The sequence below is a fragment of the Paraburkholderia sp. RAU6.4a genome (assembly GCF_050435625.1).
Classification (GTDB): Bacteria; Pseudomonadota; Gammaproteobacteria; order Burkholderiales; family Burkholderiaceae; genus Paraburkholderia; species Paraburkholderia tuberum.
This window is the reverse complement of the sequence record NZ_JBNDKQ010000003.1, coordinates 1,158,330-1,174,734: the sequence shown is the minus strand read 5'-3', so window position 1 is coordinate 1,174,734 and position 16,405 is coordinate 1,158,330. Positions and strand designations below refer to the sequence as shown.

Annotated in this window: 15 protein-coding genes; 7 read left to right on the top strand and 8 right to left on the bottom strand. The window is 62.6% G+C overall.

What is annotated here, in order from left to right; translation table 11 throughout:
* Window positions 1–277 precede the first annotated feature (277 nt).
* A complete protein-coding gene (locus OKW40_RS29985; RefSeq protein ID WP_429488527.1) occupies window positions 278–1,432 on the bottom strand; it encodes an IS110 family transposase in 1,155 nt (384 codons plus the stop codon).
* A 143-nt stretch (window positions 1,433–1,575) separates the two neighbouring features.
* Between OKW40_RS29985 and OKW40_RS29980 the strand changes: the two genes are divergently transcribed.
* Both OKW40_RS29980 and OKW40_RS29975 read left to right on the top strand, forming a co-directional pair.
* The gene (locus OKW40_RS29980; protein WP_429493095.1) at window positions 1,576–2,595 is read left to right on the top strand and encodes a zinc-ribbon domain-containing protein; all 1,020 of its coding nucleotides are present in this window, start codon (window positions 1,576–1,578) and stop codon (window positions 2,593–2,595) included.
* A 109-nt stretch (window positions 2,596–2,704) separates the two neighbouring features.
* On the top strand, window positions 2,705–2,845 hold the full coding sequence (locus OKW40_RS29975) for a hypothetical protein (protein WP_187611616.1): 141 nt from the start codon (window positions 2,705–2,707) through the stop codon (window positions 2,843–2,845).
* Window positions 2,846–3,304: 459 nt separating this feature from the next.
* Here OKW40_RS29975 and OKW40_RS29970 read toward each other — a convergent pair whose 3' ends face one another.
* Complete coding sequence (locus OKW40_RS29970) at window positions 3,305–4,051, bottom strand: SDR family NAD(P)-dependent oxidoreductase (RefSeq protein ID WP_429293064.1); 747 nt, start codon at window positions 4,049–4,051, stop codon at window positions 3,305–3,307.
* 290 nt (window positions 4,052–4,341) lie between these two features.
* Here OKW40_RS29970 and OKW40_RS29965 point away from each other — a divergent pair, with 290 nt between their 5' ends.
* Window positions 4,342–4,929 (top strand): DUF4865 family protein, encoded by a 588-nt coding sequence (locus OKW40_RS29965; protein WP_429493094.1) that lies wholly within the window; start codon window positions 4,342–4,344, stop codon window positions 4,927–4,929.
* A 149-nt stretch (window positions 4,930–5,078) separates the two neighbouring features.
* Window positions 5,079–5,705 carry a class I SAM-dependent methyltransferase gene (locus OKW40_RS29960; RefSeq protein WP_429493093.1) on the top strand — a complete coding sequence of 209 codons (627 nt, stop codon included), beginning with the start codon at window positions 5,079–5,081 and terminating at the stop codon, window positions 5,703–5,705.
* A gap of 150 nt (window positions 5,706–5,855) precedes the next feature.
* Here the strand turns inward: OKW40_RS29960 and OKW40_RS29955 are convergent, their stop codons facing one another.
* Together OKW40_RS29955 and OKW40_RS29950 are read right to left on the bottom strand one after the other, a co-directional pair.
* Entirely contained in the window at window positions 5,856–6,851 is a 996-nt protein-coding gene (locus tag OKW40_RS29955) for a PDR/VanB family oxidoreductase (RefSeq protein ID WP_429493092.1), read from the bottom strand.
* A gap of 81 nt (window positions 6,852–6,932) precedes the next feature.
* Complete coding sequence (locus tag OKW40_RS29950; RefSeq protein WP_090807834.1) at window positions 6,933–8,474, bottom strand: Rieske 2Fe-2S domain-containing protein; 1,542 nt, start codon at window positions 8,472–8,474, stop codon at window positions 6,933–6,935.
* Between the two features lie 227 nt (window positions 8,475–8,701).
* Between OKW40_RS29950 and OKW40_RS29945 the strand changes: the two genes are divergently transcribed.
* Window positions 8,702–9,388 carry a GntR family transcriptional regulator gene (locus tag OKW40_RS29945; protein ID WP_429493091.1) on the top strand — a complete coding sequence of 229 codons (687 nt, stop codon included), beginning with the start codon at window positions 8,702–8,704 and terminating at the stop codon, window positions 9,386–9,388.
* A 48-nt stretch (window positions 9,389–9,436) separates the two neighbouring features.
* On the opposite strand, the gene OKW40_RS29940 is transcribed toward OKW40_RS29945, so the two are convergent.
* Window positions 9,437–10,750, bottom strand: a complete 1,314-nt coding sequence (locus OKW40_RS29940; RefSeq protein WP_429493090.1) for an MFS transporter — start codon at window positions 10,748–10,750, stop codon at window positions 9,437–9,439.
* A gap of 93 nt (window positions 10,751–10,843) precedes the next feature.
* A complete protein-coding gene (locus OKW40_RS29935; RefSeq protein WP_090807829.1) occupies window positions 10,844–11,686 on the bottom strand; it encodes a class II aldolase/adducin family protein in 843 nt (280 codons plus the stop codon).
* A 142-nt stretch (window positions 11,687–11,828) separates the two neighbouring features.
* Between OKW40_RS29935 and OKW40_RS29930 the strand changes: the two genes are divergently transcribed.
* Both OKW40_RS29930 and OKW40_RS29925 read left to right on the top strand, forming a co-directional pair.
* Complete coding sequence (locus OKW40_RS29930; RefSeq protein WP_429404003.1) at window positions 11,829–12,734, top strand: LysR substrate-binding domain-containing protein; 906 nt, start codon at window positions 11,829–11,831, stop codon at window positions 12,732–12,734.
* Window positions 12,735–13,105: 371 nt separating this feature from the next.
* Window positions 13,106–15,130 (top strand): FUSC family protein, encoded by a 2,025-nt coding sequence (locus tag OKW40_RS29925; RefSeq protein ID WP_429493089.1) that lies wholly within the window; start codon window positions 13,106–13,108, stop codon window positions 15,128–15,130.
* Window positions 15,131–15,402: 272 nt separating this feature from the next.
* On the opposite strand, the gene OKW40_RS29920 is transcribed toward OKW40_RS29925, so the two are convergent.
* Entirely contained in the window at window positions 15,403–15,747 is a 345-nt protein-coding gene (locus OKW40_RS29920) for a hypothetical protein (protein WP_429493088.1), read from the bottom strand.
* Between the two features lie 57 nt (window positions 15,748–15,804).
* On the bottom strand, window positions 15,805–16,401 hold the full coding sequence (locus tag OKW40_RS29915) for a DJ-1/PfpI family protein (RefSeq protein WP_429493087.1): 597 nt from the start codon (window positions 16,399–16,401) through the stop codon (window positions 15,805–15,807).
* Window positions 16,402–16,405: the final 4 nt, after the last annotated feature.

Below are 16,405 nucleotides of genomic sequence, written 5' to 3'. Positions count from 1 at the left end.
AGTTCGTACCGCGAGTGGGCGCCGTTGCGCTGAACCCACCGATGGTTGAAGTCGATCCTTGCGCCCGTGAGACCTGACGTCTCACCAACTTCTATCCGCTGGCATGAAACCAGCCTCATCCTGTATGCGCGTTACGCCGGTAAGATCGCCGGGAGCATGCCCCATCTAGAAAATCGGTTGCTGGCTGCGCAACCAGTCCTTCACACGGGCATGCTCGCTTCAAACCATATTTGCTTCATCTCACATCGTTGAACAAACCTCCCGGGAGTCTGAGGGGTTAGGCGGATTTCAGCTGTGCTCCGGCGGGAATCACGCCATCCTTCAGATAGCGCCACAGCGCAATCGCCAGGCGCCGTGCCACCGCGACGATCGTAATCCGTCGGGCCCGGCGGTTCGGGCCTGTGCCCTCGGTGCGGTGGTTGAACCACTGCGTCAGCGCGCTCGTGGGCTGGTAGCGAATCCAGGACCAGGCCATCTCGACAAGCAGGGCCCGGACCCGCCGGTTGCCCTGTCTGCTGATGCCCTGGTCCACCTGGCTCTCGCCGCTGTCGTAGGGTTGCGGGACGAGGCCCACGCACGCGCCGACCTGACGGCGGTTGCTGAACTCCCGCCAGAACAGTTCCAGCGCCAGTCTTGAGGCCCCAACCTGCCCGATGCCGTTCAGGCGCGTGAGATGACTGATCCGGGTGCGCGCAGGCTCGGGCAGACTGGTCTGGCGCGTCTTCTCGAGTGCCGCCAGTTGCTCCTCAGCCAGTGCGAGCCGTTCACACTCGCGTACGAGCCGTTCGTGGAACTCGGGTGGCAGCGGCGCGCCATCGTGACACCGTACCTCGCCGCGGATGAGGCGGTCGGCGAACTTCCTGCTGCCGACCTCATCCCAGCAACCGAACGTGGCTAGCAGCTTGCGCATACGGTCGCGATGCTGCAGCACTTCCTTTTGTAGTTGTCCGCGATCACGCATCAGATGGCGGGAGGCTTCGTCCTGCAGTGACGGCACGCGGATTACCCGCATGCGGTCGCGTTCGCCGCGCAGCCACGCACGCAGGTTGATGACCAGTTTGATGGCATCGAGCCGGTCGGTCTTCGCGCGGCGCTTGTGACGCTCAACGGGAATGCTCGCGGGATCGACGACATGACATTCGATCCCGCGAGCCTGCAGCGCGCGATAGATCCAGAATGCGTCCTGGCCGGCTTCGTAGCTGACGACGACCCGCACATCCGCCGGCAGTGCCCACTTCTCCCTGTGTTGGGCAATCAGGGCCAGCACAGCCTGCAGGCGGGATGCGGCTTGTGGCTCCGCCACTGTGTGCACTGCCGGGTTGTCGCGGCGGCCGTCGTGCAGCGCGACCTTCCACTTTGTCGCAGCCAGTTCCAGCGAGACTGCCAGCACAAGCGCTTCGGGATGGGTCGTGTCTGCATGATCTGTGCGCATGATTCTCTCCTTTGAGTAAGATCCACACGGGCTGATTTTATGATCGGCGTGTTTAGTGGCTCCTTCGTGCATAGGATCTAGCCGGAATGACACGACGTCCGGAAGTGTCTGTGCCCAACGTGTTTGCATGACGGGGCGGCCCGATGAAGACGCTTCGCGAACTGCAGCAGGAACTCGAGCAGCTGGATGTTGACATCCGGCTCGCCCGTGAACACGAAACCGGATCGGGAGGTCCGGCGAAGTCGACAGCCCGGCGGACCCGACCGATCGCGACGGCGGTATGGTCAGAGCGGGTACCCGCAGGCACGAGACAGCGCGTACAACGTGCACGGGACGGCCTGCCCGGACCGGGCGGAAGCAGCGCGCCCGACTATCGTGAGCGGGCCTTCGCCGCGATCCGCAAACTCGCGCGTGCGTGGGGTGGGCAATGCATGTCGGCCGCGTATGAGGGCTACAAGGTGCCGCTCGAGTTCGAGTGCGCAGCGGGACACCGGTTCCCGATGCTGATGCACATGCTGCGCATGGGGAGCTGGTGCCAGGCTTGCGCCTATGAGCGCGCGACGATTCACTCGCTCGAGGAGGCGCGTGCACTCGCGGCGGCGAAGGACGGCCAGTGCCTGTCGACCCAATACGAGAGCACGAGGGAAAAACTACGGTGGCGCTGCGCGGCCGGTCATACATGGCTCGCCAGCCTGGAGGGCGTGCTGGCGGGTGACTGGTGCCAGAGCTGCCATCACCAGAGTATCAAACCCCCGCAGGAAGCTCTTGAACGGGCTGCGGCCGAGCGGGGTGGACGGTGCCTGTCAGCATATGTCGACAAGGAAACGCCGCTGGAGTGGCAGTGCGCCGAAGGTCACATCTGGAAAGCACAGTGGTTCAGGGTGAAGAAAGGCCAGTGGTGCCACCGCTGCGCGGTGAAGGCCAGAACGCGCACGATCGAACAGATGCAGGAAGTGGCGAATTCGCGTGGCGGACGCTGCCTGTCGACGGTCTACCCGGGACCACACGGCAAGATCGACTGGGAGTGCGCCAAGGGTCACCTGTGGCGCGCCTCGGTCAACAGTGTCTGGCGAGGCAACTGGTGCCCGGAATGCGCCTGGGAAAGCCGCCGTCTGGCGCGTAACCGCCGGCGGAGCAAGGGGTCCGTGCCGATCATGGTATGACGCGCCATGCGGATGATACGCTGGCCGCGATCCTGTTCGCGTGGGGATTTCTGCATGTTGCGCTCAAGCTGATTTTCGCGACCAACCCGCTTCACCATTGATTGCAATCATGCAACGACGAAAACTCATCGTCGCCGCGCTGGTTGTCGCCGCGTCGTCGCTGCTCGGCGGCTGTTCCCTGTTCGGCTGCGGCGGCTCGGCAACCAGTGGCGGCGCCTTTGGCGGATGCCACGCCGGCACCCGCTTTTAGACTGACTCAGAGAAGACGAAACAACATACGGATACCCTCAGCTTTCGCGGCCACCAACGGCTGCGTTGAACAGCGAACATGACGCGCACGCATAAACGTAAGCACACGGAGCACAAGGACCACCGCGGCTCGACCGCGTGCAGTCCAATGCAAACGTTGATCCCCGAGTTCGACGCGACGCTACCGGTCACACATGCTGCGGGCCGCGCATACAGCGACGACGATCCGTTGTTGACAACGTTCGTAACCGGAATCTGGGACGAGTTGTACTCGCGAGAGACGACGCCCGTGCCACCGTGCCCGGCCTGCAAGAGTGGCAACACGCGGGTGCAGAACCGGCCGAATCGCCATCATGCATTACCGTTTTTCCGGTGCCGCGCGTGCAAGCGGACCTACTCGCGCCTAACCGGAACGCCTCTCGCGCATCGGATCTTGCCCGCGCGCGATGCGGCCAAGGATCTATATGAAGCTTGCGCCTCCGTTGACGGGGATCGTTTGGCCCGTGATGAATGCGTTGCCGACGACCATCAGCACGACCTCCGCGACCTCGCTCGCTTCGCCCAAGCGCCCGACGGGCAGCCTTTCTGCGACGTTGGACGCCTTGAGCGGTCCAGCCATTTCGGTGTCGATCGGTCCCGGTGCAACGGCGTTGACGGTGATCCCTTCGCGGGCGAGCCGTGCCGCATAGCCGCGCGTCAAGCCTTCGAGCCCGGCTTTCGATGCGTTGTAGTGAACGCCAACCAAGCCGGGGCCGCGGGCGGCGGCCGACGAGACGTTGACGATGCGGCCCCAGCGCCTCGCGCGCATGCCGGGCAGCACTGCCTGCGTGCAGAGAAACGCCGATTTCAGATTGACGGCGAGCGTTCGATCGAACTCCGCTTCCGCGAGATCGTCGATGTCGACGATCGTCGCGGTGCCCGCGTTGTTCACGAGCACGTCGATCAGGCCGAGGCGGTTTTCCACCTCGGCGATCATCGCTTCGACGTCGTCTCCGACCGATACGTCGGCGCATACCGCGATCGCGCGGCCTCCGGCGCGTTCGATTTCCGCGACGACGTCGGCCGCGTCGTTCTCGCGTTGCCGATAGTTGACCGCGACTGCTGCGCCGGCTGAGGCAAGCGCGATCGAAATGGCGCGTCCGATTCCGCGCGAGCCGCCGGTCACCAAGGCGACACGATCGTTTAAGTTGAGCGAATGAGCTGGCATCGTGGAACTCCTCGGTTGCGGGGGGCAGAACCGGTTGTGGCCTCGTCTGCGAGGCGTGGTGTCGCCGAGCGAGGCGTTGCCGGAAAACATCCTGGTTTGCCTCCTTCAAAGCGTCTTCGCCGGAAAGTCGCCCTCTTGCTTTCATCGATCTTTCGGCCGTTCTGGCTTCAAAGAAGCCGTTGCAGCTAGACTGGGCCGAACGGCAGCTCAGGGTCAGCGACAATCGCGGGCGGCGGCACCCTCGCAATGGATGTCGCTCGCCTGGTTGTAGCAAAATCTGGAGCCCCACCATGTATGCGATGCATTATGAAATCACCTTGCCCGCCGACTACGATATGCAGATCATCCGAAATCGCGTCGCGGACCGCGGGCACATGACCGACACGTTCGCTGGCCTTGGTCTCAAGGCTTACCTGATCCGCGAGCGCGACAAGGCAGGTGCGACGCTCAACCAGTATTCGCCGTTCTACTTGTGGAATGACACCGTTGGTATGAACCGTTTCCTGTGGGAAGGAGGCGGTTTCCAAGGCATCGTCGAATCGTTCGGACGGCCCGTCGTGCTGACATGGTCGGGCCTCCTGTGCCAGCGCGGACCGGCGTCCGGCGTATTGCCTTGCGCGGCGACGCGGGAGCGAGTGGTCGTTCCTCGCGAAGCCGATCTCGCGCAGGCCGCGCGAGATGCGGTCGCTGAAGTCGAGCGTGTCGCCAGGCATAGTAGTGTGATCGCCAGCGCCTGTGCGATTGATCCGCGCTCCTGGGAGCGTGTCACCTTCACGCTTTGGGCCGACACACCAGAAGCAGTTGTCCCAGGCGAACGCTACGAAGTGCTGCACTTGTCGCGCCCAGGCTTCGATGAACTGGCGCCGTCAACAGAATAGATAGCGCCAGCAGCCTAACGTTTCGTCCAGTCGGCGACCGCATTCAATTGCCGTCAGGCAGTCGTCGGCCACGGACGGACGTTGGACGTCGCGGGCTAGATTGGCGACAATCGGGCAACTTTGCGAGAACGCGACATGTGGAGTCGGTGGTGTCCATCAACGTAAGCGGGACGGAAGGCTACGCTGAGAACGCTCAATCTCTCATCGAGCAATGGCGGGACATCTCATTTGAGAACAGCCACAGGCCCGTCATGCATCTCTTGCCGATGCCCCCGGCCCACATTCTTGACGTTGGCGCCGGTATCGGAACCGATGCAGCTGCGTTAGGAGCTATGGGGCATACAGTGATGGCCGTAGAACCAGTGGACGCGTTGCGCGTCGCAGGAATCGGGCTGCATTCGTCTTCCCGGATTGAATGGGTGGACGACAGTCTGCCGGATCTCATGTCTGTACGTTCGCGACGAAGAGAATTCGACTTGGTGATGCTCTCCGCCGTTTGGATGCATCTGGACGAAGACGAGCGTTGTCAGGCGATGTCGACCGTCAGCTCCTTGCTGCGGGAAGGTGCGATGGTGGTGATGTCTTTACGTCACGGTCCAGTCCCCGAAGGACGCCGAATGTTTGATGTTTCGGCAGCAGAGACCATTCGGTTAGCAAGCGCCCATAGCTTCAGGACTGTGCTAAATGTCCGGACCGAATCCACCCAACGAGGAAATCAGCGGATGGGTGTGACCTGGAGCCGGCTCGCCTTTGTCAAAGGTGGTGGGCGAGATTAGCTTCGATCCCTTCCATCGGCGGTGTCCGGCCATCATCAGCCTTTCGTCCGTGCGTGAGAAGAGACATACGAAGGTCGGCTTCATATCCGACAACGGCCCCTTGCGCTCGAGAGGCCACAGCTCCATCGCGAGTCTAATCGAACATCTCGGCTAAAGATCGAGCACCAGTACCTTGCTTCTCGCGCGCGATACGCAGGCCGTCAGGAATTCGGCCTTCTCGTCGTCGTTGAGAATGCAGTCGTTGTGCTCAACTTCCCCGGACAGATACCGCACCTTGCATGTCCCGCACAGCCCCGCATGACACGATGTTTCGATTGTGACGCCCGCTTGTTCGAGTGCGTCCGCGATGCTCTGATCGTTCGCGACTTCGATCATCTGTCCCGTGCTCGCGATCTTCACGCTGAACGTGTCCGCCACATCGTTCGCCGCGCTCGCGGGTTCGCTTCGCCCCGGCGCCTTGAAGTGCTCGAAGTGGACGGTGCCGGCGGGCCAGTGCGCGCTTGCATCCGCGCATGCCTGCATGAAACCAGCTGGACCGCAGTAATACACGTGCACGCCGTGCGACGGCTCGCTCAGCAAGCGGCGGATGTCGAGCCCCGCCTTCGGATCACCGCCGTCGAAGTGAAAGTGCACGCGGCCGTTCACGCGCATCGGCTCGAGTTCCCCGGAAAGCGCGGCACAGTCCGCATCTTTCGCGCAGTAGTGCATTTCGTATTCGATGCCGGCGTCTTCCAGCCAATGCGCCATCGACTTGAGCGGCGTCACACCGATGCCGCCCGCGATGAGGATCACCCTGCGCGCATCGTCGACGAGCTGAAATTGGTTGCGCGGACGGCTCACGCGCACGATGTCCTGCACATGCACGCGCTCGTGCAGCGCTCTCGATCCGCCACGGCCGCGCTCGTCGCGCAGCACGGCGATCACATAGCGATGGCGCTCGTTGGGTGCGTTGCACAGCGAATACGGGCGCACGAGGCCGTCGCCGAGATGGATGTCGATATGAGCGCCGGCAGTGAAGGCCGGCAACTCGGCGCCGGACGGATCGACCAGTTCGTAAGAGTTGATGCCTTTGCCTTCGAAACGAACCTGTCGCACGAGCAACTGGAGCGTGCTGCCGTCGGAGTTCGATGTCTGTTCGCTTGCCATTTTCCTGATCCCTCATATGTGCTGCCGAATCCCGATTCGCCGCACGAGGCGCGCGACGCGCCCCTTGCTTGTCGTGGCGCTTCAGTTCTTCATCGATTGTTCGAGTTCCTCGAACTTCTCGCGCACGAATACTGCGCGTTCATCCGCCTTTAGCCGCTCGCTCTCGTTGAGGATCGAGACGATCGTCTTCGTGACCTTGCGGCGCCGCGCGACTTCTTCTTCGACCGTGTCGCCTTCGGGAATCTCGAACACGTTGCCCGAGCAATAGCTGTTGGGTGCGCCCGCGTTCGCACGGAACCACTCGGCGAAGCTCTGCGCCGATGCCGCGGGATTCGTGCCGCGCAGCGCATCGCGTAGCAACTTGCGAAAGAGGAAGAGGCCGGCGTCGAACTTCGTCGGGTTCTCGAGCGCGTGCACGGCGATCGGTCGCTGGCTGATGATCGCTTCGTAGTCGCCGGGCGCGTATTGCGCGGCCTTGTAGTTCTCGCGCTCGCGATGATTCGGCGGAATGGGCGGCAGATCCTCGAGCTTGTATTCGCCGAAGCGCTCGGGGCGCCGCATCGCGACCTGTCCTTCGAGAAAGTCGATCGACTCATAGCCGACGAGTTCCTTCTTGCCGACGCCGCGCGTATCGATGCCCGGGCCCATCACGCGCCAGCCGATCATCTTGCTGTTCTCGTCGTCGACGGGAACGGTCCAGCGGATGATGTGAAAGCGGCTGAACAGCTTCTTCTTCGATCCGTCTTCCGACGTGTACGCATGCAGGCTCAGATTCGGCAGCACCTGATGTTGCACGCGCACGAAGAGCCGGTCCTTATCGACTCGACGCGCGCCCGCGCAGGCGAGGCTGCGGCCCTGCTGCACCGGCACGAAGTGCATGTCGGGCGCGACTTCCATTGATGCCGCGCCGACCTCGTCGAATGTCGTGCCCTGGTACTGCCCATTCACGACATTCTTGCCGGCATGCAGCGCGGTGGGGTGATAGTTGTCGGCGGCGTTGTCCTGCACCTGCAGCCAATTGCAATGCTGGAAGTTGCTGTACGGCACAAGCTCGTCGCCTGGCAACACCGTGAAGTCGCCTTCCCATTCGGGAAAGGGCGGCTCGGCATCGGGCGGTCCCATGTACGCGAACACGAGGCCGTTGCGCTCGACCGCCTTGTACGCACCCTGCTGGATCGAGCACGCGAATTTCTCGGCTTCCTTCTCTTCGCCCTTCGGAAACGGCACATGCAGGCATGTGCCGTCCACGTCGAACACCATGCCGTGATAGCAGCACCGGATGCCGCGCTCCTGGATCGCGCCGTATTCGAGCGACGCGCCGCGGTGCACGCAATGCGCATGCAGCACGCCCACGCGCCCGCTGCCATCGCGAAACGCCACCAGTTCCTCGCCGAGGATCTTGAGATAACGCGGTGTGTCCGTCAGTTCGATCGACATGCACACGGGATGCCAGAACGCGCGCATGAACTCGCCCATCGGTGTGCCGGGGCCGGTCTCGGTGAGCTCGGGATCGTGGCCAGGCACCTTGCTTGTGTAGTAACCGCCGTACGGAATCAGCTTCTTCGACACGACATTGCCGCCGCTCGTCTTCTGTCCTTCCAGCTTGTCTTCCTTGATCGTCATCGCAAATCCTATTTTGAGGTGGTGGAGTTGTCAGTCGCCGGCACTTTGAACGCCGAACTCGATATTCAGAACACCGTACTCTGTATCCAAAGATTAGTCGCGCGATGCGGCGATGTCTCTATGGGTAAACGCGGAGATTCACCTTTTCGCTTCAGCGCCGGACATTGACGCTCCCGCGGTGCGGTTATACCCTTGCCGTATTCTGTATCCATAAACGAGCTTTGATCATGGCGACGAAACTGCTCAAGCTTCAGGCGCGCACCGACTACGTGGACGAGGTCTACAAGGTGCTGCTCGATGCCATTAGCTCTGGGACGCTCGAGCCCGGGACGCGCATCACGCAGGAAGAAATCGCCGAGCAACTTGCGGTGTCGCGCTCGCCGGTGTTGCAGGCGCTGCGCTTGCTCAAGAAGGACGGACTGGTGCAGGACGCGCCCGGTCGGGGTTTGCTCGTGACCCCGCTCGACGCGGCCTGGATCAGCCATCTCTATGAAATCCGCGGCGCGCTCGACTCGCTCGCCGCGCGTCTTGCCGCCGGTCGCGGCGCGAAGCTGGACAAGGCATTGATCACGAACGGCCGTCGCGCGTCGAAGGCCGACGACGTGAAGGCGATGATCGATGCCGACATGGCGTTCCACGCCGCGATCTATGCCGCGTCGGGCAATCCGCTCATCGTGGAGACCGCGCAGATGCACTGGGTCCATCTGCGACGGGTGATGGGCGCGGTGCTGCAGTCGTCGGGGCAGCGCCAGGCGATCTGGGACGAGCACGCAGCCATCGCCGCGGCCATCGCCGATGGCGACCCGCAGCGCGCGACGGAACTGACCGATCTTCATACGACTCGGGCGCGGCAGAATCTCGTCGAGCGGCTCGGGCAGGTGCTGAGCGATCGGCAGGAAGAAAAAGTGAGCTGATGCGATGATCCCGCGATCGCGGGATCTTTGCGTGGAGCGGGACTTCGCTCAAGCCCGCTTGCGCCGGCCGTTCACGAGTGCGGCCGGCACGGTGAAGACGAGCACGCTGCCGATGATCAGGCTCGCCGCCAGCCCAAGTACGCCGTTGCCGGTCGATCCCGTGCCTGTCTGAATCAGCCCGATCACGTAAGGGCTCACGACACCCGATACGCTGCCGACCGAATTCGCCAGCGCAAGCCCCGCCGCCGCGGCGCCGCCGCCCAGGATAGCGGGCGGCAACACCCAGAACTGCGAAATTGTCGTCATCACGCCCATCGTGCCGATCGTGAGGGCGATCATCGCGATTGGCGTCGAATGGGCGAACGCGACGCTCGTGCACAGTCCGGCCGCTCCGACCACCCCGGGCAACGCAAGATGCCAGCGCCGCTCGCCGCGGGCGTCCGAGCTCTGACCGACGAGCAGCATGGAGACGGCCGCCGCCGCGTAAGGGATCGCGGAAAGCAGGCCGATATTGAGCGGATCGGCCACGCCGCTCGCCTTGACGAGCGTGGGCAGCCAGAAGCTCACGCCGTACAGGCCCATCGTGAAGAAGAAGTAGATCGCACTCAGGAGCAGCACCTTCGGGTGCATCAGGCCGTCCTTCACCGAATGCAGCGCGTGAGCCGGCTCTTCGTCCTTCAGACCGGCTTCGAGCATGGCTTTCTGCGAGTCTGTGAGCCACTTCGCATCGGCGAGCTTGTCGTCGAGATAGAAGAACGCGACCAGCCCGAGGATCGCGGTCGGAATGCCTTCTATCAGGAACAGCCATTGCCAGCCCGCCAGCCCGTGCGATGCATTCATATGATTCATGATCCAGCCTGACAGCGGCCCGCCGACGACTCCCGACATCGGAATGCCCGTCAAGAAGAGCGCGGTGACCTTGCTGCGGCGCGAGGCCGGGAACCAGTACGTGAGATAGAGCAGGATCGCGGGGATAAAGCCCGCTTCGGCGACGCCCAGCAGGAAGCGCATGATGTAGAAGCTCATCGGCGTTCTGACGAACATCATGCTCGCCGAGACGATGCCCCAGGTGATCATGATGCGGGCGATCCAGCGGCGCGCGCCGACGCGCAGCAGGATCAGGTTACTGGGCACTTCGAAGAGAAGATAGCCCACGAAGAAGACGCCGGCGCCCGCGCCATAGACCGCGTCGCTGAACTTGAGCGCTTGCAGCATCTGCAGCTTCGCGAAGCTCACGTTGATTCGGTCGAGATACGCGCATAGATAGCACAGGAACAGAAACGGCAAGAGCCGCCATGTCACCTTCGCATAGGTGGACGACTCTCTGCCCTGGTAATACGCAACCGGACTGGGGGAACTCATTGTGGTGTCTCCTGGTGTTCAGGTTGCGGCGCAACGTTGCGTTTTTTAGCGCTCGTCTCGCGTTGTCGCCGTGCTCGGACTGCTTCTACGGAATCAGTCGAACATGTCCGGCTGCGTGGCGACGAGGTCGTCCCAGATCGCCTGAAAGTGCAGCCAGCCGATGTAGTCGCTGCCGACGTGCTCGCGGCTGTAGCGCGCGCGCTCGGGGGTGACGAGCTTGGGTGCGATGCCGGTCGACTCGACCAGCAGTTGCTGCTGGCAGCACCGTTCGAGCGCGATGAACCAGAACGCCGCCGATTCGATGCTGTGCCGGCTTGCCGTCAGAAGCCCGTGGTTCTGGTGGATCGCGGCCTTCACGTCCCTGAACGCGTTCGCGACCTTGTGACCCGCCTTCACCTCGACGGCTACTTGTCCTGCCTCGTCGCCGATCACGACGTGATCCTCGTAGAACGCCGCGGCGTCCTGCGTGATCGGCTCGAGTTGCCTGCCGAGCGACGCGAACGCGGTGCCGTAGACCGTATGCGCATGGCACATCGCGACGATGTCCTGGTGCATCTCATGCACGGCCGCATGCAGCACGAAGCCAGCGCGGTTGATTGCATGGCGCCCCTCGACGACGTGCCCTTGATGGTCCGCGCAGATCAGGTTCGAGACCTTCACTTGCGAGAAGTGGATGGCCATCGGATTGGTCCAGTAAAGGCCGGGATTCTCGGGATCGCGCACGGTCAGATGTCCGGCGAAGCCGTAGTCGAATCCTTGCTGGGCGAACGCGCGACAGGCGCCGACCAGCCGTTCCTTCACATGCTGCCGCTGCGCGGCGGGATTCGAAAATGACGGAAGCTCCGGAAAGATGAGTCCTTCCTGCTCCGGCTGATAGATCGAAACCTTGCCGTCCTTGATCAGCGCCTGCGGCCGCGTTTCCATCACTGCTGCCATGGGTCGACTCCTTTTTGAAGTGAGGTTTGAACCGGTCGAAGCGGATTGCTTCGATGGGTCCTATGGTCGCGGTCGCTGCCGTCATTGACAAACGATGGCTGTTCATACAAAGATGAACCACATTCATGTTTCGGTGAAAGACATGAGACGAATTCCCAATTTCGTGCTGCTGCGCGCCTTCGAAGCGGCCGCGCGGCTGGAGAGCTTCACGCTGGCGGCCGAGGAACTGCATCTGACGCAGTCCGCGATCAGTCATCAGGTCAAGGAGCTCGAAGAATATTTCGGCCGGCCGCTGTTTCATCGGCGCAATCGGCGGGTGGAAGCGACATCGGAAGGACGGCGCCTTTATGAGAGCCTCGGACGCGTTTTCGATGTGATCGAGGCGGCATGCAGCGAGGTCGCGCTCGCGCCCGATGCGCAAGTGCTCGCGGTGCACAGCGCGCCGAGCTTCGCGGCCAAGTGGCTCGGTCCGCGCCTGCCTGAATTCACGCAGGCGCATCCGGGCGTGACGATCCGTCTGTCGTCCGGTCCCGAGCCGATCGACCTCACCCGGGTGCATGAAGTCGATGTCGCCATCTCATACGCGGTCGCACACGAGCGCGCGGGCATCGTGACACGCGCGCTCGGCGCAGAACGCATCGTGCCGATGTGTTCGCCTGCGCTCGTGCGAAGCGGCGTTGCCATCGAGAAGCAGATCGGGGAAATGACGCTGATCGATTCCCAGCTCAGCCGCGTGACGTGGTCCGACTGGTTCGCGCTCAACGGACTCCCGTTCCCGTCGCGGGCGCGGCCCTCGTTCGATCGCGGGGCGCTCGCGATCTCCGCCGCTGTCGATGGCATGGGCGTCGCGCTCGAAACCACGCGTCTCGCTGAGCGTGAGTTGTCGCGCGGCGAACTGGTTGAGCTGGGCGCGGATGTCTTCGAGCCGGTCTCCCGCGAGACGCATTTTCTGTCGTATCGCGTGAACGAGCGCAACACGGAGAAGGTGAAGTGCTTCTGCGACTGGTTGTGCGAGGAGGTGGGACTCGATGCTGCGCGCATCGGTTAATGCTGAGATCGAGTCTCCTTCTCCGGCTTCTTTAGAGAGGTCCGCGATCGCATATTCGATGCACATACGCGCGGCGATCCTCGTAGCCCGCCGCAGTGGAAGACTGCGTGGATTCTAAATGGGCTAGCCGCCCGGCCGCCCAAAGCTGATTGCGTGTACGTCTCCTCCGCATTGGCGGATTCAACCGGTCGATGCAACACGATGAACGTCGCATGAGCGGCGGGAGTGTTGCAAATGAAACAGAGGCACCAGTCGCATACGCGAAAAGCAGACGTTCACAGCGCGGAGTGGGCGGCTATCTCAGCGCGCTGGCAGCGTCAATCCGGGGGGGCGCCCATTTCCTGGGCCTTGTCCTCCAGCAATCAACGTTCGTGAGCAGCAAAGGTGCGATGACAATAATAGGTAAGCTCGTATCCCTGGTAAGCCGTCGGACCTTGCGGGCTGAAGGTCATGTCTTCGCCATAACGCCCGAGCGCATCGGGATTGCGGAAGGGATACACGCTGCGCTTGCGATGGCGCCGATGCTCTGTGCCGCGGCGATTCTCGGTCGTTCGGATATCGCTTTCGGAGCCGTCGCGGCGTTCTGGAACTGTCTCTGCGATCCGCAAGGGTCCAGGTCACAGCGCCTGAAGGCGATGGCCATCTTCACGGCCATGGGTGTTGTCGTCATGCCGCTGGCGTCCTATGCCGCGCATTGGGGCTATGCCGTCAGCATTGTCACCCTGTTTGTCCTGGTCTTCCTTTGTGGACTGACACGCTCCTACAAGCCCTCGCTCGGGCCTATGCCGGCGCAGGCGGGGTTGGTTGCCTCGCTCGCGGTCGTGATCGGAATTGCGTCGCCCGAGCCGCTTGCCGCTGCACTCGCACACGGTGGCTATTTTCTGCTCGGGTCAGCCTGGACCATGCTGTTTTGCATCTTCCTCTGGCCCGTCCCGTTCCCACAGTCCGCGGGCTTCACGCTCGCGACGATCTTCGGCAGGCTCGAGGACATGGCCGGTTTTTTGGAGTCGCTGGATTCGCGGCCTGGAATGGATGTGCAGGGCTGGACCGAGTTCGATACCGTTTATCGCCGCGGGGTGCGCATGTCGATCGAGCGCGGCAGGGCATTGGCGGCGCATGATGTTCACAACGGCCCTGATCTCGGGCCGGGCGTCGATGCCGCGGGCAGGGTGTTTTCCACGCTGATCGCAATCGGTCATGCCCGACGCAACGCAGCGATTGCCGACGACGATGGATCGCGGCAATTGCTCCAGGGCCTGCGACAGTTGCTGCAAAGCGTGGCCGCGCAGGCACAGCAAGAACTGCCCATTGCCGATACGCTGATAGCGCAAGCACACGCATTGTTGCGGCAGACGGCTGAACGGAGGGGCCAAACGGCAAGCGCCGTTGCCTTTGCGGCAAGGGCCATCGCTCGGCTCGCGGACGGGCGACATGCGCTCGCAATGGACGCCGAGACGCCCGCGCCTGCCGCCGCTCGCGCGGTCAAGATTGAAAGGCTGGTCTGGGACCATGCGCTGAGGGTGGCTGTCGCATCGGTGCTCGCTTTCATGATCGGCACATCGCTGAGTGTCACGTTTGCATACTGGAGCGTGATCGCTGCAATCGTCGTGACCCAACCGGTTTCCGCCAATACATGGTTGCGCGTGCTGGAGCGTGCATGCGGCAGCCTCATCGGCGCAACGATCGCTGCTGTTCTTCTGACGAGTCTGTCCGGTCCGGTTGCGGTGACATTGGCAATCTTGCCGCTTGCCGCGGTGACCGTCGCATTGAGGTTGGTTAACTACGGTCTGTTCGTTGTCTTCCTGACGCCGATGTTCATGCTGATGTCGGATTTCGTCCATCCGGCGGAGGGATTGATTGTCGCTCGTCTTACCAATGAATTCGTCGGTGCCTGCGTAGGCGTGGCGGCGAGCTTTCTTCTCTGGCCGCCGAGGGAGAGTAACGCGCTGAATGCCGTGATCTCAGCCGCGATTTCGGCCAACATGGCGTTCGCGTCCGCCGCGCTTCGGATGGCTGGAGGATCGACCGCCACCCTCGATCGCCTCCAACGCGAAGCCGGTCTGGCCAGCTCACGGCTTGAAGTTGCGAGAGAACGTATGCTCCTGGAGGGCCAGCGGCGATCTGCGCGGCTCGAACCACTGCGGAAGCTGACCGTCGCGGTGCGGGTGGTTTGCGGCGCCGCCGCGGTGATCGAAGTCCTTCGGAGCGGGGAACCGGAAGCACATGACCGGGAAAGGGCCAATCGCTACGATGAGATGACCGCCACACTGCTGGAAGCCCTGACGTCGAGGGAAGCGATGCAACTGAATCAGTCTTTTGAAACGCCGGCAGATGACCTCGAACAGGCGATCCAGCATCTCGTGACCGCATTTGATAGCTACGTGGGAACCGTATAAGAACGCCAGCGAGCCCCTGTTTGACCGCGGCCTTGCGTCGGAGAATTTCCGCGTTTTCATGACCGTATTCTTTCAGGCGAAATGACGGCAAGTCCGCGCTCGTTAGCATAGTCGCTAGAGCAGATGCTCACAGTTCCACGTGACAATTGACGACCGTGCACTGCAATTGAAAACGATCTATACACCAGCGTCGAACGGCCGGTCTTGGCCGGAGCCCCTTACCGCGCGAGCGGTTTCATTCGTTTTGGCCCCGACATAAGCCGCAAAAAGCGTCACACCGACCACGAGCCCTGCGATGAGCAACAAAGAAACAGGCCGGTATGCGGCAGCGCACTCCATTGCGGAACGGTCGCTACGACAGAAAATATCGCGAAGCCCCCCGCGAGAGCCGTCGGCCATCCCAAGATCGCCAGCCTGCAATAGGCAATGCAAAAGGCCGCCTGCGCAGCAAAGGCGGGTCCATGCTCCAGTGCGGGAAACACTGAGATCGGCCCCGACGTGAGCGGCATTCCCACCAGCAAACTGCCGATCGCATCACCCCAGCGACGACCGGCAAGGCTTGCAGTCAATAGCAACAGCGGCGTAACGAGGAGCTTGAAAACAAGAACGATGACCACAGACTGGACTCCAGCAATGTCGGCTTTGAAGGACGTGCGAAGTGCCTCTGTTTTGCGTCAGATGAATGGCGCGATGTTCGCCATCGCCCGCGTCACGTAGATCTCCCTCTCGCCTACTGGGGCGACATGCTGCATCGCGGCGCGCGCAGCCTCGACGCCCTCCAGACGCGCGATCACCCACACGGCCAGATACTGCGACGCCAGGCACCCGCCTGCCGTCGCGACATTCCCCTTCGCCACGAACGGCTGATTGAGCACCGGCACGCCCGCCTCTTCGACCCACGGTTTGGTAGTCAGATCCGTGCAGGCCGGAACGCCATCCAGCAGGCCCAGTTTTGCGAGTATCAGCGTGCCCGAACATTGCGCGCCCAGCGGTTGGCGAGTCGGATCGAGCCGCAACTGCGACATCAGCGCGGCATCGGCGGCCACTCCACGTGTCTGTATTCCACTGCCGACCAGCACCGCGTCGGCCTCGCAAGCGTCCTTCAGCGACGCTTGCGCCTCCAGGACCACTCCGTTCATCGAACGGATCTTCGCCGCTGGGCTGGCAATCGATACCTGCCAGCCCGGCTTTCTGACCCGGTTAAGGATATTCAGCGCGATTAGCGAGTCCAGTTCGTTGAAGCCTTCAAAGGTCAGAATGGTGATGTGCATGACG